Below are 17,815 nucleotides of genomic sequence, written 5' to 3'. Positions count from 1 at the left end.
GGCGCGTCCGCCATGCCCTGTCCCGTATGCGCGGGGCAGGGTCCGGTTTCACAACAACACGGGAAGGAATGGCCATGGCCGAGCTTCTGCAAATCTTAGTCTCGGGACTGTCGGCGGGCGCGATCTACGCGCTGGCCGCCGTGGGCTTTACCCTGCTGTGGCAGGCGTCCCAAACCATCAACTTCGCACAGGGCGAATTCGTCATGCTGCCCGCGTTCTTCGTGCTGGCGGGGATGACCATTTTCGGCCTGCCGCTCTGGGCCGCGATCCTGACCGCACTTGTGCTGTCGCTCATCATTCTGGGCGCGATGTTCAAAAAACTGATCGTCGAGCCGATGTTGCCGCACGGCACATTGCCGCTGGTGATCGCCACCATCGCGCTGGGCATCCTGATGAAGGAAAGCGTCAAGGAATTCTATTCCGCGCAGGGCCAGCCCTTTCCGCCGCTGTTTCCCCAGCATGTGATGAACGTGTTCGGCGCCTCGATCTCCATTCAGGACATCTGCAACCTCGTGGTGGCCTTCGCCGCGATCATTTCGCTGCAACTGTTCCTCGGCCGCACCCGCACCGGCCGCGCCATGCAAGCCACCGCCCAAGATCCGCGCGTGGCCGAAATCCTCGGCGTCGATGTCAAGAAAATGGTGATGTACACCTTCCTGATCAACGGCGCTCTGGCGGCCATCGCCTCGATCCTGATCTCGCCCGTCTATCTGGCGAAATTCTCCAACGGTGAGACGCTTGGCATGATCGCCTTCATCGCGGCCATCGTCGGTGGCTTCAATCAGATCAAGGGCGCGCTTCTGGGCGGTCTTCTGATCGGGGTGATCGACAACCTCGCTGCCGTCTATGTCTCTGCCGAATATCGCACCGCGATCCCGCTCATCCTGCTTATCGTCATCATCATGGTGCGCCCGCAAGGCATTCTGGGCACGCCCGAAGGGAGGACCGTATGACCGCGCTCCGTCTGATTTTCCTCGTCCTGTTCGGCCTCGCGCTGTTCATCGCGCCGATGGGGCAGGGCAATTACATCATCTATGTTCTGTGTTCCTGGCTGATCTTCTCGATCTCCGCCATGGGCCTCAACCTCACGCTCGGTTACGCGGGCCAGATCAGCCTCGCGCAGGCCGCCTTCATGGGGATCGGCGCCTATATCACCGCCCTTCTGACCATGGCGGGCGTGCATTGGATGTTCGCCGTGATCTGTTCGATCTGCGCCAGTTTCGGCATCGGGCTGGTGCTGGGCTACCCGGCGCTGCGCGTGCAGCACCACTTCCTCGCCTTCGTCACACTCGCCTTCACCACGCTCGTCTTTCTGGTCCTGCGCAACGAAGACTGGCTGACGGGCGGCTCTCTCGGCCTCGTCGGCATCCCGCGCCCGGTGTTCGGGCCCTTCGACACGATGAAGCAACTGCCGTTCTACTATTTCGTGGTGGTCTGTTTCCTGATCACGGCGGGGGCCATGGCATGGATGCTTCAGTCGCCCTGGGGCCGTGCCTTCAAAGCGCTGCGTGAAAACCCGATCCGCGCCAATTCGCTGGGGCTGAACACCACGCGCATGACGCTTTTGGCCTTTGCCATCGGCTCGGCCATGGGCGGGCTTGCGGGCGCGCTTCAGGCCCCGCTGGTGCAGTTCATCGAACCCGGCTCCTTCACCCTGATCCTGTCGCTGAAAATCCTGCTGATGGTGATCGTGGGCGGCTCCGGTTATTTCTTCGGCCCCATTCTGGGCGCGGGCCTTGTGGTGCTTCTGCCCGAACTGCTGCGCTTCACCGAGGGCTATTACCTGATCATCTATGCGCTTCTCGTGCTCGTCGTGATGATCTTCTCGCCGCAGGGCCTCATCGGTCTCGGCCAGAAACTCCTCGCCTCCTTCAAGCCGCGTGAAGAGCGGGGCGATCTCAAACAGGGAGCGCAATTGTGATGCAAATCGACACAGTTCTGTCCGTTCAGGACATCAACAAACATTTCGGTCCGATCCGTGCCGTGAATGGTGTGAGTTTCGAGGTCGAAAAGGGCGAAATCCTTGGCCTCATCGGCCCCAACGGCTCCGGCAAATCGACGCTGTTCAACTGCATCCTCGGCCAGCTCACGCCCAGCTCCGGTTCGGTGCGGATCAATGGCACCTCGGTCGCGGGCGCGCAGGCGCATGAGCTGAGCAAGATGGGCGTCGGCCGCACCTTTCAACAGCTCTCGGTGTTTCCGCAGATGACCGTGATCGAGAACATCATCATGGCCGGTCAGGAACACCACGGCACGATGCTCACCCGGCTGTTCGGCAAATCCGATGCCGGGCTGACGGGGGAGGCCGAAAAGATGATCGAGTTCTTCCGCCTCGGGCATCTCCGCGACGAAAAGGCCGGGTCACTGTCCTACGGGCAACAAAAGCTGCTCGATGCCGCCATGGCCTTCATGGCCGGGCCGGAGATCGTGCTTCTGGACGAACCGGCGGGGGGCGTGAACCTCACCATGCTCCAGTATCTCAAGGAACGCCTCATCACCTACAACCGCGAACACGGCACGACCTTTGTCGTGATCGAGCACAACATGGAATTCGTCATGTCCTTGTGCACGCGGATCATCGTTCTGGCCGAAGGCGCGATCATCGCCGAGGGCACGCCCGACGAGATCCGCTCAAACCAGCAAGTCATCGACGCATATTTGGGAGGCTGACCATGTCTGCAATGCTTGAACTCAAAGACCTCTATGGCGGCTACGGCAAGATCACCATTCTCAATGGCACCACGTTTTCCATCCCGCGCGGCACGATCACCACGGTGATCGGTCCCAATGGCGCGGGCAAATCGACGGTGTTCAAGGCCATCTTCGGCATGCTCGACATCCACTCCGGCCAGATCATTTTCGATGGCGAGGACGTGACGCGCTCTTCGCCCAAACAGATGATCGGCCACGGCGTCACCTATGTGCCGCAGGGCCGCAACGTGATCCCGCAGCTTTCCGTCTGGCACAATCTGGAGATGGGCGGCATCACCTCCAACGATCAGGCCAGTGTGAAACGCCGCATGGAGCTGGTGATGGATCAATTCCCGATGCTGCGCCAGTTCCGCGACCGCAAGGCCATCGAGCTTTCGGGCGGTCAGCAGAAACAGCTCGAAATTGCCCGCTCTCTCCTGCTCGATCCGAAGCTGGTGCTGATCGACGAGCCCTCCATCGGCCTGTCGCCGAACCTCGTGCAGGATGTGTTCGAGACGCTCAAGACGCTGCGGGACGAGGGCGTCACCATCCTCATGGTCGAGCAAAACGCCAAGGCCGCACTTGCGATGTCGGATGATGGCATTGTGTTGGAACTGGGTCAGATGCGCATGCACGAGAAGGCCGACGCGCTTTTGGCCAACCCGAAGGTCGGCCAGTTGTTCCTGGGCGGTCATATGGAGGAGGTGGCCTGAGCCACCTCCCACTCTTATGTCATTTGGTATATCACGTGGTATATCCGGGGCGGGGGACGGTCCCCATCAGGGTCTGGCTCAAGCCCCCGTCCACCACGATCTCCTGACCATTGATATAGCTGGCGCGGTCCGAGGCAAGGAAGGCGCTGGCATTTGCCATGTCCTCCGCCGCCCCGATGCGCCCCACGGGCACCAGTCGCTCGCGGGCGGTTTTGACCTCTGTATTGGCATAGAATGGCTCGGACATGGGCGTCAGAACCAGACCGGGCGACACAACGTTCGACCGCACCCCCTTCGGCCCCCACTCGTAAGCCAGCGTCCGCGACAGCATCGCGACCCCGGCCTTGCCGGGCGAATAAGCGCCGGAGAAGGGCTGCGGCTGGCTCGCGGAGATCGAGGCCACATGAATGAGCGCGCCTTTGCCCTTGGCGATCATCTGCGCGCCAAACGCCTGTGCCGTAATGAAACAGCCATCGAGATTGACCCGCAGCATCGCCTGCCAATCCTCCAGCGCAAGGCTCTCAAGCGGGCCGGGGCGCAGGATACCTGCGTTGTTCACCAAAACATCCGCGCCGCCCAGCTTGCCGATCTGATCCGCCGCCTTGGCGACCGAGGCCGGATCGGAGACGTCGCAGCCAAAGCCATAGCCGCCGATCTCATGCGCCGCCGCCTCGGCATCCTCCGCGCGGTAGTCGAGGGCCACCACCGTGGCCCCCAGCTCTTTGAAGGTCACGAGCATCGCCCGGCCAATGCCGCCCGAGCCGCCGGTCACGACGACGGTTTTCCCTGTGAAATCGATCCAGCCCATTTACGCCACTCCTGCCAGATGACGGCCCGTGATATAGCCGAAGGTCAAAGCCGGCCCGAGGGTGATCCCCGCGCCCGGATAATTGCCGCCCATGATCGAGGCGCGGTCATTGCCCACCGCGAACAGCCCGCCAATCGGCGTGCCTTCGGTGTCGAGCACTTGCCCCTCGACGGTCGTTTGCAGCCCGTCGAACGTGCCGAGATCGCCCATGATCACCTTGAGCGCATAGAACGGCCCTTGGGCCACCGGCGCGACGCAGGGGTTCGGTTTCACCTCCGGGTCGGCGAGATAGCGGTTGAACGCCGTGCGCCCGCGCCCGAATTCAGGGTCCTCGCCGCGCACCGCGTCTTTGTTGTAGGCGGCAATCGTGGCCTTGAGACCCGCCGCATCAATGCCCGCGTTCTGCGCCAACTCATCGAGCGTCCGACCCGAGACCAGATAGCCATTCTTCAGCGACGGCCCCAAAGGCACCGGCGCGGGTTTCGCATGGCCCAGACCGTATTTTCGGATGGTCGGACGGTCGGCAATCAGCCAGCAGGCGGTCTCTTTTTGCCCCTCGCAGGCCTTGATCAGCGCAGCCCCGACATCGTGATAGCTGTCGCTTTCATTGGTGAACCGCTTGCCATTCGCGAGCACGCCGATGATCCCCGGTTTGTATCGGTCCAGAAGATGCGGGAAGGCCTTGTATCCGCCTTTGGAGGGCACTTTCGAGACCGGCATCCAGGCCGAGGTTTCCGGGAAGTTCACCTCGAACTTGCCGCCAACCGCACGCCCGAGATCAATCCCGTCGCCGGTGTTCTCTTCCGGCACGGGCGAGAGGTGCTCGCCGCCGCGTTTGAGATGCGGGTAGGCTTCGCGGATCTTCTCCACATCATGGGCAAACCCGCCTGCGGCCAGCACCACGCCCTTGTTTGCGCGCACCGTGACCACGCCCATCTCGCCCTTGACCTTGGCGCCCACAACGGCGCCGTTTTCGGTCAAAAGCTCGACGGCCGGGCTGTCGGTGTAGATCGGAATCCCCAGATCGAAACAGCTTTTCGCCAGCCGCGCGGCCAGCGCATTGCCCGAGGTCACATGCGTGCCGCGGCCATACCGCGCCACTTCGCCCGCATGGGCCGCAAGCCGTTTCGTCACATAAGCAAAGGAACCTATGCTTTTGGTGGCGTTGAAGAAATGTTTGATGTCGGCGTTCGAGGAATTGAACATCATCCCCATGAAGGTGATCGTCGACAGAGGCGGGCGCAGACGTTTGAGGTTCTTGCCCAACCCGCTCGTGTCATAGGGCGCCGCCGTGATCGAGCGACCGATGTCGGCCCCGCCCGGCGCGTCCGGGTGATAGTCCGGATAGAGCGAGGGCACGAATTTGACCTCCGTCTCGCGCTCGAAAAACTCGACCATCTTCGGCCCCTGTTCGAGATAGGCGTCCACCGCCTCAGCCGCGAAGAAATTGCCGGTCTCGTGTTTCATATACTCCCGCGCGCGCTCGACATCGCCGGGGGGGCAATGTTGATTGCCGGGGATCCAAAGCACGCCGCCCGAAAAGGCCATCGTGCCGCCGTAAACCGGCGCTTTTTCGATGACGATGACGTCGAGCCCGTGTTTCTTTGCGGTGACGGCGGTCGAGAGGCCTCCCGCCCCCGAGCCGATCACCAAGACATCGCAGTGCGTGCCGTCCTTGAGCCGGTCTTGCATCTTCTCTCCTCCAGTTGTGCGGCGCATCTTCGCCGCCTCCCTGTGTCGAGATATGCCAAGCCAGGCCGCGCGCGCGAATGGACGGACGCCGAAATTCATTGCACTATTGGTCACAGCATCCGGAAGAGGAGCCGGATGCCAAAAGGAGGAGAAAGAGGATGCTGCACGCCCATGATCAGCTGATTCCACGCATTTATCTGTACGGAGACGAGCTTTCCGACGTCGAACTGGACTTTGTTCATGTCGAGCCGATCCGCGACCGCTCGGGGCCGAACGATTGGACAATTCGCGCGCATGCGCATCCCGATCACGTCCAGCTTCTGTTTGTCGAACATGGCGGCGGCGAGATCCGGATCGAGGCGCGGACCTATCAGATCCCGGTGCCTGCCGTGGTGGTGATCCCGGTGGCGATGGTGCATGAAATCCGCTTTCTGCCCGGCACTGACGGCCATGTCATCACCGCCGCCTGCACCTATGCCAAGGCCATGACCCAGGGCGATGCGCGCTATGGCGAGGCGCTGGCGCATCCGGCGGTTTATCCTTTGGGCGGTGATCCGGCCAATTGCGGGGCGCTCAAGGAAAGTTTCGAATGGATGCGCCGGGAATATGTCTGGACCGCGCCGGGGCGGCGGATGGCGATCAGGGCGCAGTTCCAACGCATCCTCGTGGCGCTGATGCGGTTGCGGGCCGAGACCGGAAGCGTGGACCCGCAGCGGGTGGACCGCGATTACGATCTCTTGTGCCGCTACCGCGAACTGTTGGAGGCGCATTTCAAAAGCGAGAAGGCGCTCGAGTTCTATGCCGCCAAGCTTGGCGTGTCGATCCAGCGGCTCAATCTGGCCTGCAAGGCCCGCGCCGACAAAACCGCCTCTCAGCTGTTGCACGAGCGTGTGGTGATCGAGGCCAAGCGCTGTCTGATCTACATGACGATGACGGTGGCGGAGGTGGGCTATGATCTGGGCTTCGAAGACCCGGCCTATTTCTCGCGCTTCTTCTCGCAGCGCGTGGGCGTGCCGCCGGGGGCGTATCGCGAGGCCTGTCTGGCGGAGCGGCGGCAGGCTTGAGGGGCATGAGTGAATAGTGCAAATCAAAGCGTGTTTTTTGCATGTTTTTGCCGCTCTCGGGATGGAATTGTCCAACTCAAAAGGGAGGACATCATGATCCACGAGCTGCGCGCCTATGACCTGAAACCCGGCACCGGCCCGGCCTATCTGGCGCTGTTCATGCGCCAGGGCATGGGGGCCGTGACGCGGCATTTGCCGATGGCGGGCTATTGGCTGACGGACACGGGCGCGCTCAACCGGCTCTATCACCTGTGGATTTACGAGAGCCTTGAGGAACGCGCCGCCGCCCGTGTGGGGCTTGGTGCGGATCGCGACTGGACCGAAGGCTTCGTGCCCGAAGGTTTCCCGATGATCGTCACGCAGCGCAACATGTTGATGGAGCGTCTTGAGGGCGGCGCGATGCTCGATGCCGCTGAGGTCGGGCGCAAGACCCATCACCCGAACGCGCCCGAGGTGCCGGTGTTTGCCGAAGGGATGCAAAGCCTGACTTTTGGCGCCGATGCGGCCTGCGATCAGCCGCTTGTGGGCCGCTGGCGCGTGATCTCTGGCGAAACCTTGGGCGAGATCGTGACGCTTTGGGGCGGCGATCCGATGGCGAGCGCCAAAGGGGCCACCCGCCATGAAATCCTCCGCCCGATCTCGGTCTCGCCGCTGCGCTGAGCCTCAGCCTTCGAGATCGTCCGCCGCGCCGTAGGCCATCCATCCGGCATCGACCGAGAGGACCGATCCGGTGATGGCCGAGGCCGCGTCGGAGGCGAGAAAACCGATGGCTTCGGCAATTTCCGACGGGTCGATCATCCGACCCAAAGGCACCCGGCGCAGGATTTTCGCCTCGTCCAAAAGCCCGTCCTCGATCAGCCCCCGGACGAGATCGGTGGCCACATAGCCGGGCGCGACCGCGTTGACGCGAATGCCATCGCGGCCCCATTCGGAGGCCATGGATTTCGTCATCGCCACCAACCCCGCCTTGGCCGCGCCGTAGGAATTGCGCCGGGGCAGGCCGGTCAGCGCGGCAATCGAGGCGAGGTTCACAATCGCCCCGCCGTGGCCCTTGGCCTGCATCCGTTTCGCCGCCTCTCGCGCCATGAGAAACCCGCCGCCCACATGGATATCGAGCATTCGGCGGACGTGATCGAGGCTTTGCTCGGTGGTCGGGATATTGACGTCGCCGATCCCTGCGTTGTTCACGAGAATGTCGATGTCCCCCACCTCGGCAAGCGCTGCGATCACGCCCGCCTCGTCGGTGACATTGACCGCCATGCCGAGGTGATGTGACCCAAGCCCCGCCGCCTTTTGTGCCGCCAGATCGCCGTTCAGATCAAGGATCGCGACCCGTGCGCCCCGTGCGGCGAACAGCTCCGCCACCGCAAGCCCGATCCCCGCAGCACCTCCGGTGATGACGGCGGTTTTGCCCTTCAATGTCATGTAGAATTCTCCTCCCATTTTTACCCAGTCTGTTTCGCCCAGTCTGCGCCGAAACGGTCCACCTGCGCGATGCACAGGCCTCTGGAAGTCTTGTAGAAAACCGAAAACTCTAAGCGGGTTAGGGATATGTCCATTGTCGGCACCGGGCGTAGCTGAAATCTTCGCCGCAAACGCACATAAGACATTGGAGGAAACGTCATGCGGATCATGTTGACCGGCGGCAGCGAAGGGATCGGGGGGGCGGCTCTGCGCCAGATGACCGGGGAGGCCCGCGCGCGCGGCGAGGCGGTGAAAATCGTGACCACGGCTTCGGGGCGCAAACCCGCGCCCGCGGAGCTGATCGCCGAGCTGGAGGGGCAGGGCGCGGAGGTTCTGTTTCTGACCGGGGACTTGGGCGACGCCGAGGTGGCGCGCGACATTGCGGCGAAATCTCTGGCCTTCCTTGGCGGGCTTGATGTGTTCGTCTCGAATGCCGGTGCGGGCAAACCCGCGCCGCTGGCCGAGCAATCGCTTGCGGAATGGGACCGGATGTTCAACCTCAACGTCCGCTCGACCTTCGTTCTCGCGCAGGCATTTTACCCGGCGTTGAAAGCGTCCCAAGGCAATATCGTTGTCGTGGCCTCCATGTCGGGGATGCAGGCGCATCTCGGGCAGGCGGCCTATGCGCCCGCCAAGGCGGCGGTGATTTCGCTCGTTGAAAACCTCGCGATGGAATGGGCACCCGATGGCATCCGGGTCAATGCGGTGGCGCCGGGCATGATCCGCACGCCTTTGACCGCGATGATCTATGAGAAAGAGGGCCTTGAGGAAGCGCGCTCGAAACGCGTGCCTTTGGGCCGCGTGGGCAAGCCCGAAGACATCGCCGCCGTGATCGCCTTTCTCGCCTCCGACGGCGCGGGCTATATCACCGGCCAGACCGTCCTCGCCGATGGCGGTGTGTCGGCGACCGGGCTTAATCATCTGCCAAGCTGACATCTTCCAAGCCGGGGGCCTCCTCTGCTAGGAGGGGGTCACAGGATGCGCGGAGGAAGAAAATGCAGGGCTGGGGCGGTTTTATCGCGGCGTTCATCGTTTTCTTCCTCTCGCACGGCCTGCCGGTGCGCCCGCCGGTGAAGCCATGGCTCGTGGCGCGGATCGGTGCGCGCGGCTTCACATGGCTCTATTCGGCGCTCTCTCTTGCGGTGCTCACGTGGCTGATCGTCGCCGCCGGGCGCGCGCCGTTCATTGCGCTCTGGTCCGGGCCTGAGGCGCTGCGGCACATCGCGCTCACGGTGATGCTCGGGGTCTGCCTGATCCTCGCTTTCACCCTCGGACGCCCCAATCCCTTTTCCTTCGGCGGTCTGCACAACGACCGTTTCGACCCGGCGCAACCGGGGATCGTGCGCCTTAGCCGCCATCCGCTTTTACTGGCCTTGGCGCTCTGGGGGGGCGCGCATCTTCTGGTGAATGGCGATCTGGCGCATGTCATCCTGTTCGGCGCTTTTGCAGCCTTCGCGGGCTTTGGCGGGCGGATGATCACCCGGCGCAAACGGCGCGAAATGGGGGAGGCATATGACCGTCTCTGGAGCGCAACCCGCGCCGCACCTTTGCATCTGTCCCCGATACCCGGCACCGGGCTGCGCCTCGCGGTGGCTCTGCTGCTTTATGCCGCGCTGATCATGCTTCATGGACCTGTGATCGGCATCAGCCCCTTGCGCTGACGGCAGGCTCCGGAGCCCGGGCGGGAAATCGCGCGGTTCCACAAAACTGTCACGCTTGCGCTCTAGGAAGGGGGCGTGTGGGGCCATCACACTCATGAGAGGAAATTGCGTAAAACTCTGGCATGTTTAGCGCGTTTCACGATAGGGGTGCTGCGGTGCAGCCAAAAACGGGAACTGTGCCTTGCCACAGGAATTAATAGAGTTTTAGCTGTAGATAAACGATTGTTCTTCTGTCTGAGTTCGAAAACCTCTCTACTTGCATAAGGTGACACATGGCGCGAAAAGACCGCACATCCTCCGAGTTCCGCGATGCCCTTCTCAAGCATCTCACCTACACGATGGGGAAAGACCCGGAGCATGCGCAGTTTTTCGACTGGCGTATGGCCCTGTCCCACGCGATCCGCGACCGGATGGTCGACCATTGGGTCGCCTCGACGCGCAAGACCTATGAGCAGGACGGCAAGCGGGTTTACTATCTCTCGATGGAATTCCTGATCGGGCGCCTGCTCGAAGACGGCATCGTCAACCTCGAGATGGTCGAAGAGGTCAAGGAGGCGCTCGATCATTTCGGCATGGACATGCGCACCATCCTCAACGACGAACCGGACGCGGCGCTGGGCAACGGCGGTCTCGGCCGTCTGGCCGCCTGTTTCCTCGACAGCCTCTCGACCATCGGCTGCCCCGCCATGGGCTATGGCATCCGCTATGAGAACGGTCTGTTCAAACAGAGCTTCGTCGATGGCCGTCAGGTCGAGAGCCCGGAGACCTGGTTGCAGGAACCGCATCCCTGGGAATTCGAGCGCCCGGAAGTGCGCTTTACCTTGGGCTTTGGCGGTGATGTGATTTACGAGAACGGCAAGACGCTCTGGCGGCCCGCCGAGCTCATTCAGGCGGAGGCCTTCGATACGCCGATCATCGGCTGGAAGGGCAAATGGGCCAACACGCTCAGGCTTTGGGCCGGGCGCGCGGTCGATCCGTTCGATCTCGGTCTCTTCAACTCCGGCGATTTCGCCGCCGCCGCCGAACACGAGGCGCTGGCACGGACGATCTCCCGCGTGCTTTACCCCGAGGACAGCAACGAGGCGGGCAAGGAGCTGCGGCTCAAACAGGAGTTCTTCTTCTCCGCCGCCTCGATCCGCGACATCCTGCGCCGCTTCGACAGCCAGCACGACGACATTCGCATGTTGCCGAAAAAGGTCGCGATCCAGCTCAACGACACTCACCCGGCCATCGCCGGGCCGGAATTGCTGCGCATCCTGCATGACGAGCGCGGGCTGTCCTTCGAGGACTCGCTCGAGATCGTGCACGGCTGCATGAACTACACCAACCACACGCTTTTGCCGGAGGCTCTGGAGCGCTGGGACGAACGCCTGTTCGGACGCCTGCTGCCGCGGCACCTGCAAATCATCGACCGCATCGACGACGCCCATTACAAAGCCCATCCGCAGCGCACGCTCTCGGCGCGCTCGGACGGGCAGGTCAAGATGGGCGAGCTGTCCTTCATCGTCGCCAACCGTGTCAACGGCGTCTCGGCACTGCATACCGATCTGATGAAACAGACCGTGTTCAAGGAGCTGCACACGCTGCACCCGAACCGCATCGTCAACCAGACCAATGGCGTGACGCCGCGCCGCTGGCTGCACAATTGCAACCCCGGCCTGTCGCGGCTGATCACCGACACCATTGGCGACGGCTGGGTCGACGATCTCGAACAGCTCGTGAAACTCGAACCTTCGATCAAGGACAAATCCTGGATCAAGCGGTTCGAGACGGTCAAATCCGACAACAAACAGGCGCTCGCAACCTATGTGGCTCAGACCCATGGTGTGAAGCTCAATACCGAAGCGATGTTCGACATCCAGATCAAGCGGATGCACGAATACAAGCGTCAGCACCTCAACATCCTCGAAGCCATCGCGCATTGGCAGGAGATCAGGGACAACCCGAACGGCGACTGGACGCCGCGGGTCAAGATCTTCGCGGGCAAGGCGGCGCAGGGCTACCATTTCGCCAAGGACATCATTCGTCTGATCAACGACGTGGCCAAGCTGGTGAATGCCGATCACGCCACGCGCGATTATCTTCAGGTGATCTTCCTGCCGAACTACAACGTCACGCTCGCCGAACGGCTGATCCCGGCCGCCGATCTGTCGGAACAGATCTCGACCGCGGGCAAGGAAGCCTCCGGCACCGGCAACATGAAATTCGCGCTGAACGGCGCGCTCACCGTCGGCACGCTCGACGGCGCCAATGTCGAGATTCGCGAACATGTCGGCGAGGAGAATTTCTTCCTCTTCGGCATGCTCGCCGACGAGGTGATGCAGCGTCGGATGATGCACGATCACGCGCAAAAGGCGATCGCCGCCGATCCGCGTCTCGCGCGGGCTCTGAACGCGCTGCGCGACGGCACGTTCAGCCCCGAAGATCCGGGCCGTTATACCCATATCGCCGATAATTTGACCTGGTCCGATTATTTCCTGGTCTGTTCCGATTTCACCGACTACTGGCGCGCCCAACGCGAGGTCGATGCGGCTTACAAGAACCCGGACAAATGGGCCGAAATGGCGGCTTTGAACGTGGCGCGGTCGGGCTGGTTCTCCTCTGATCGCACAATTCGCGGGTACATGTGCGATATTTGGGGAGCTGAGAGCCTTCTTTCCTAAAAATCAAAGAGTTGATCAGGCCTGAGAATCTCCTAAGCTCCCCCTAACTAAAGGAAATCGTATATGTCCCCGCTGATCGAGAACGACTTCGCAGACCCCAAGGTCCTGACCCAAATCTGCGAGGGACGTTTCGATGATCCTTTCGCCATCCTCGGTCCGCACAAGATCGGTCGCGTGCGTCATGTCACCGTCTACGATCCCGGTGCGGAGGCGATGGTGGCGCTCTCCGGCGGCAAACGCTATCCGCTCGGTCGGGTCGAGGGGTTCAAGGGCCTGTTCCACGGCAAGGTCACGGGTGCCAAACCCTACCTGCTCGAAGGCAGCGCCAGCAAAGAGGATGGCGGCCAAGAGGTCTGGAAGGTCGACGATGCCTACCGCTTCGGGCCGGTGCTGGGCGAGATCGACGAATACCTTCTGGGCGAGGGCACGCACCACCACATCTGGAAGGCGCTCGGCGCGCATGTGATGGAGCACGAGGGCACCAAGGGCACGCATTTCGCGGTCTGGGCCCCCAATGCGCGGCGCGTGTCTCTGGTGGGCGATTTCAACGCCTGGGACGGGCGGCGCCATGTCATGCGCCGTCGTGGCGCGACCGGCGTCTGGGAGATTTTCATGCCGCAACTCGGCGAGGGCACGGCCTATAAATTCGAGGTCATGGGGGCCTATGGCGACGTCCGGCTCAAGGCCGACCCGGTCGGTTTCGGCGCACAACATCCGCCGGAAACCGCCTCCATGGTGCGCGACATCTCCGGCTATGGCTGGTCCGACAAGGCCTGGATCGACACCCGCGAGAAATTGCAGGGCCGCGATCAGCCGATCTCGATCTACGAGGTGCAACTCGGCTCCTGGCGGCACAAGGAAGGCGGACGGCCTATTTCCTACAAGGAAGCCGCCGTCGAGCTGGTGGATTATGCCAAAGAGATGGGCTTCACCCATATCGAGCTGATGCCAATCTCCGAATACCCGTTCGACGGCTCCTGGGGCTATCAGCCGGTCGGCATGTTCGCGCCGACCATCCGCTTCGGTCCGCCGCACGAATTCCGCGATCTGGTCAATGCCGCGCACAAGGCGGGGCTGGGCGTGTTGCTCGACTGGGTGCCGGGACATTTCCCGACCGACAGCCATGGTCTGGCGCATTTCGACGGCACGGCGCTCTATGAGCACGCCGATCCGCGTGAAGGCTTCCATCAGGACTGGAACACGCTGATCTACAATTACGGCCGCACCGAGGTCGCCAACTTTCTGACCTCCAATGCGCTCTACTGGCTCGAGGAATACCATGTCGACGGTCTGCGCGTCGATGCCGTGGCTTCGATGATCTACCGCGATTATTCCCGTGCTGAGGGGCAGTGGATTCCGAATTCCCAGGGCGGGCGGGAGAATTTCGAAGCCATCGCCATGCTGCAAGACATGAACACGCTCACCTATGGCGAAGTGCCGGGGATCATGACCGTGGCCGAGGAAAGCACCGCCTATGCGGGCGTCTCCGCGCCGGTCGACACCGGCGGTCTGGGCTTTGGCTTCAAATGGAACATGGGCTGGATGAACGACACGCTGGACTACATGTCCCGCGAGCCGATCCACCGCAAATACCACCACCACCAGATGACTTTCGGCCTGCATTACGCGTTCTCGGAGAATTTCATCCTGCCGATCAGCCATGACGAAGTGGTGCACGGCAAACAGTCCATGCTGTCGAAAATGCCCGGCAACGAATGGGAAAAATTCGCCAACCTGCGCGCCTATTACGGCTTCATGTGGGGCCATCCCGGCAAGAAACTTCTGTTCATGGGGCAGGAATTCGCCCAGTGGCAGGAATGGAACCACGAGAAGGAAATCGACTGGTCCTGTCTCGTGTATAATATGCACGAAGGGGTTCAGCGCCTCGTGCGCGATCTCAATACGCTCTACCGCGAGACGCCCGCGCTTTACGCCAAGGATTGCGAAGGCGGCGGGTTCCAGTGGATCGAGGCCAACGATGCCGAAGCCTCCGTCTACGCCTGGGTGCGCCGCGGCCAGCCGGGCGATCCCGAAGTGGTCGTCGTGTGCAATTTCACGCCGGTCGAGCGGATGCAGTACAAGCTTGGCTTCCCGTCGGAAGGCAAGTGGATCGAAGCGTTGAACAGTGACGCGGAATGTTATGGCGGCGGTGGTCGCGGCAACATGGGCGCGGCTTTTGCCAAGGCGGACGCCTGGCAGGGCCAGCCTGCGGCAGCCACAATCACCCTGCCGCCGCTTTCGACTATGATTTTTGTTAAAGACGACGCGTGATTGGAGGGCGGTCCGGATTACGGACCGGATCACGGGAAACGCACCAGAGAGGATAGACATGCCAAATTCGAGAAACAGGCTGGCACCGCGCACCATGGCGTTCGTGTTGGCTGGCGGCCGCGGTTCGCGGCTCAAGGAATTGACCAATGATCGTGTGAAACCGGCCGTTTATTTCGGCGGTAAAAACCGGATCGTCGATTTCGCCCTCTCGAATGCGCTCAATTCCGGCATCCGCAAGATGGCGATCGCGACCCAGTACAAGGCGCACTCCCTCATTCGCCACATCCAGCGTGGCTGGACCTTCTTCCGCGCCGAGCGCAACGAATTCCTCGACATCCTGCCCGCCTCGCAACGCTACGAGGAAAGCACTTGGTATCGCGGCACCGCCGATGCCGTGGCCCAGAACATCGACATCATCGACAGCTATGACGTCGATTACATCCTGATCCTCGCGGGCGATCACATCTACAAGATGGATTACGAGGTGATGATCCGTCAGCACGTCGACACCAAGGCCGATGTCACCATCGGCTGTCTGACCGTGGATCGCAAGGAGGCCTCTGCCTTTGGGGTCATGGGCGTGGATGCGACCGACCGCATCACCACCTTCCTCGAGAAACCCGCCGATCCGCCCGCCATTCCCGGCGAGCCGACCAAGTCTCTGGCCTCGATGGGCATCTATGTCTTCAACTGGAAATTCCTGCGCGAACGCCTTCTGGAGGATATGGAAGATCCGAACTCCTCGCACGATTTCGGCAACGATCTGATCCCCGAACTGGTGAAGCTCGGAAAGGCACAGGCGCACCGTTTCACCGACAGTTGTGTGCGCCACCCGGATGCGGAGGCCTATTGGCGCGATGTGGGCACCATCGACGCTTATTGGAAGGCCAATATCGACCTCACGGATTTCACGCCGGAACTCGATCTCTGGGACCGCGAATGGCCGATCTGGACCTATTCCGAACTGACCCCGCCCGCGAAATTCATCCACGACCGGCCCGACCGCCGCGGCTCCGCCGTGAGTTCCATGGTCTCCGGCGGCTGCATCATCTCCGGGACGGAAATCCGCGAAAGCCTGCTGTTCACCGGAGTTATGACCAATTCCTATTCCTCGCTCGAACGTGCGGTGGTGCTGCCCAAGGCCAATATCGCCCGCCACTGCCAGCTCAAGAACGTGGTGATCGACCGCGGCGTGCAAGTGCCCGAGGGGCTCGTCGTCGGCGAGGACCCGGAAGTCGATGCCCGTTGGTTCCGGGTTTCTCCGGGTGGCGTGACCCTGATCACACAGGACATGCTGGACCGCAGGGCACAAGGGCTATGAGGAACATCCGATGATCAAGGTTCTGTCGGTCACGTCTGAATGCGTGCCATTGATCAAGACCGGGGGGCTCGCCGATGTGGCGGGCTCTCTGCCGTCCGCGCTGGCCTCCCACGGGGTCGAAATGCGCACGCTTCTGCCCGGCTACCGTCAGGTGCTCGCCGCCCAGCCCGAGGCCGAGACCGTGTTCGAGGTCTGGGACCTGTTCGGGGGCTTCGCCCGCATCCGCCGCGGCACGCTGGGCGAGGGCAAACACGCCACGCCGCTCTATATCCTCGACGCGCCGCATCTCTACGATCGCGACGGCAAGCCCTATAACGGCCCCGACGGCCATGACTGGTGGGACAACCCCCAGCGCTTCGCCGCCCTGTCGCTGGCCGCCGCGATGATCGCCGCCCATGGCATCGAACAATGGCATCCCGACGCGCTGCATCTGCACGACTGGCAGGCCGGTTTGACGCCCGTCTACCTGCGCGAACTCGGCGCGGCCGAGCGGGTCAAGACCCTGATGACCATTCACAACATCGCCTTTCAGGGCTGCTATGGCGCCGACATGGTCTACACCCTCGGCCTGCCGCCGCAGGGGTTTACCTCGAGCGGGTTCGAATACTGGGGGCAGGTCTCGACGCTCAAGGCCGGGATTATGGCCGCGACCAAGGTTTCGACCGTGTCGCCGACCTATGCGCGCGAGCTGATGGACGGCGCGTTCGGCATGGGGATGGAGGGCGTGCTTGCCGCCCGTGGCGCCGATTTCACCGGCATTCTCAACGGTATAGATCTCGATCTTTGGAAACCCTCCTACAAATCGCCCAAGGGCAAGGAAAAGCACAAGGCGGCGCTGCGCGAGGAGCTTGGCCTGCCCGAAAGCGACGGGCCTTTGTGTGTCGTGATCTCGCGGCTGACCGGGCAGAAGGGCTTCGATCTCCTGCTCGACGCGCTGCCGACGCTGATCGAGCGGGGCGGGCAACTGGCGCTTCTGGGCTCCGGCGAGGGCTATTTCGAAAGCGCCTTCCGCAATGCCGCGCTGAAATACGCGGGCGTTTCCGTGCGCATCGGCTATGACGAGGCCTTCGCCCGCCGTCTGATCGAGGGCGGCGATGCCATCCTCGTGCCGTCGCGTTTCGAACCCTGCGGCCTGACCCAGCTTTACGGGCTGCGCTTCGGCACCCTGCCTTTGGTGTCCTTGACCGGCGGCCTCGCCGACACGGTCATTCAGGCCAACCCCGCAGCGCTCTCCGCCGGTGTGGCGACCGGGTTGCAATTCACGCCGATCACCACCGAGGCGCTGGAGGCCGCGATCCACCGCATGTGCGATCTCTTCGCCAAGCCGAAGATCTGGCATCAGATGATGAAAAACGCCATGGCGCAGCCCGTGGGCTGGGACACCTCCGCCGAAGCCTATGCCGATCTGTTCAAGGACATGGTCGGCCAGGTCACTCCTGTCGAAACGGATGAGGCGGACGCGTAACC

At 62.3% G+C, this 17,815-nt stretch carries 15 protein-coding genes; 12 read left to right on the top strand and 3 right to left on the bottom strand.

The window, feature by feature from the left end; translation table 11 throughout:
• Positions 1 to 74: 74 nt before the first annotated feature.
• The 4 genes from V1471_RS07715 to V1471_RS07700 are packed head-to-tail and all read left to right on the top strand — an operon-like array spanning position 75 to position 3,404.
• Positions 75 to 953, top strand: a complete 879-nt coding sequence (locus V1471_RS07715) for a branched-chain amino acid ABC transporter permease (RefSeq protein ID WP_434287766.1) — start codon at positions 75 to 77, stop codon at positions 951 to 953.
• On the top strand, positions 950 to 1,921 hold the full coding sequence (locus tag V1471_RS07710; RefSeq protein WP_434287765.1) for a branched-chain amino acid ABC transporter permease: 972 nt from the start codon (positions 950 to 952) through the stop codon (positions 1,919 to 1,921). Before V1471_RS07715 ends, V1471_RS07710 begins: the two co-directional genes overlap by 4 nt.
• A complete protein-coding gene (locus V1471_RS07705) occupies positions 1,921 to 2,670 on the top strand; it encodes an ABC transporter ATP-binding protein (RefSeq protein ID WP_434287764.1) in 750 nt (249 codons plus the stop codon). The genes V1471_RS07710 and V1471_RS07705 overlap by 1 nt, the downstream gene beginning before the upstream one ends.
• Positions 2,671 to 2,672: 2 nt before the next feature.
• Positions 2,673 to 3,404 (top strand): ABC transporter ATP-binding protein, encoded by a 732-nt coding sequence (locus tag V1471_RS07700; RefSeq protein ID WP_434287763.1) that lies wholly within the window; start codon positions 2,673 to 2,675, stop codon positions 3,402 to 3,404.
• A gap of 31 nt (positions 3,405 to 3,435) precedes the next feature.
• Here V1471_RS07700 and V1471_RS07695 read toward each other — a convergent pair whose 3' ends face one another.
• Both V1471_RS07695 and V1471_RS07690 read right to left on the bottom strand, forming a co-directional pair.
• Positions 3,436 to 4,212 carry an SDR family NAD(P)-dependent oxidoreductase gene (locus tag V1471_RS07695; RefSeq protein WP_434287762.1) on the bottom strand — a complete coding sequence of 259 codons (777 nt, stop codon included), beginning with the start codon at positions 4,210 to 4,212 and terminating at the stop codon, positions 3,436 to 3,438.
• Positions 4,213 to 5,904, bottom strand: a complete 1,692-nt coding sequence (locus tag V1471_RS07690) for an FAD-dependent oxidoreductase (protein ID WP_434287761.1) — start codon at positions 5,902 to 5,904, stop codon at positions 4,213 to 4,215.
• 158 nt (positions 5,905 to 6,062) lie between these two features.
• On the opposite strand from V1471_RS07690, the gene V1471_RS07685 reads away from it, so the two are divergent.
• Both V1471_RS07685 and V1471_RS07680 read left to right on the top strand, forming a co-directional pair.
• Complete coding sequence (locus tag V1471_RS07685; RefSeq protein ID WP_434287760.1) at positions 6,063 to 6,968, top strand: helix-turn-helix domain-containing protein; 906 nt, start codon at positions 6,063 to 6,065, stop codon at positions 6,966 to 6,968.
• Positions 6,969 to 7,061: 93 nt separating this feature from the next.
• On the top strand, positions 7,062 to 7,628 hold the full coding sequence (locus V1471_RS07680; protein ID WP_434287759.1) for an NIPSNAP family protein: 567 nt from the start codon (positions 7,062 to 7,064) through the stop codon (positions 7,626 to 7,628).
• A gap of 3 nt (positions 7,629 to 7,631) precedes the next feature.
• Here V1471_RS07680 and V1471_RS07675 read toward each other — a convergent pair whose 3' ends face one another.
• Positions 7,632 to 8,393, bottom strand: a complete 762-nt coding sequence (locus V1471_RS07675) for an SDR family NAD(P)-dependent oxidoreductase (RefSeq protein WP_434287758.1) — start codon at positions 8,391 to 8,393, stop codon at positions 7,632 to 7,634.
• A 198-nt stretch (positions 8,394 to 8,591) separates the two neighbouring features.
• Between V1471_RS07675 and V1471_RS07670 the strand changes: the two genes are divergently transcribed.
• From V1471_RS07670 to glgA, 6 genes are all read left to right on the top strand, one after another.
• Positions 8,592 to 9,365 carry an SDR family NAD(P)-dependent oxidoreductase gene (locus tag V1471_RS07670; protein WP_434287757.1) on the top strand — a complete coding sequence of 258 codons (774 nt, stop codon included), beginning with the start codon at positions 8,592 to 8,594 and terminating at the stop codon, positions 9,363 to 9,365.
• A gap of 62 nt (positions 9,366 to 9,427) precedes the next feature.
• A complete protein-coding gene (locus tag V1471_RS07665) occupies positions 9,428 to 10,093 on the top strand; it encodes an NnrU family protein (protein ID WP_434287756.1) in 666 nt (221 codons plus the stop codon).
• 272 nt (positions 10,094 to 10,365) lie between these two features.
• Complete coding sequence (locus V1471_RS07660) at positions 10,366 to 12,756, top strand: glycogen/starch/alpha-glucan phosphorylase (protein WP_434287755.1); 2,391 nt, start codon at positions 10,366 to 10,368, stop codon at positions 12,754 to 12,756.
• Between the two features lie 63 nt (positions 12,757 to 12,819).
• Positions 12,820 to 15,027, top strand: a complete 2,208-nt coding sequence (gene glgB, locus V1471_RS07655) for a 1,4-alpha-glucan branching protein GlgB (RefSeq protein WP_434287754.1) — start codon at positions 12,820 to 12,822, stop codon at positions 15,025 to 15,027.
• A 58-nt stretch (positions 15,028 to 15,085) separates the two neighbouring features.
• A complete protein-coding gene (glgC, locus tag V1471_RS07650) occupies positions 15,086 to 16,348 on the top strand; it encodes a glucose-1-phosphate adenylyltransferase (protein WP_434287753.1) in 1,263 nt (420 codons plus the stop codon).
• 10 nt (positions 16,349 to 16,358) lie between these two features.
• The gene (gene glgA, locus V1471_RS07645) at positions 16,359 to 17,813 is read left to right on the top strand and encodes a glycogen synthase GlgA (RefSeq protein ID WP_434287752.1); all 1,455 of its coding nucleotides are present in this window, start codon (positions 16,359 to 16,361) and stop codon (positions 17,811 to 17,813) included.
• Positions 17,814 to 17,815: the final 2 nt, after the last annotated feature.

It is taken from the genome of Celeribacter sp. SCSIO 80788 (assembly GCF_051054295.1).
GTDB lineage: Bacteria > Pseudomonadota > Alphaproteobacteria > Rhodobacterales > Rhodobacteraceae > Celeribacter.
Note: the sequence above shows the minus strand (reverse complement) of the source record. Positions and strands in the feature narration are given on the sequence as shown.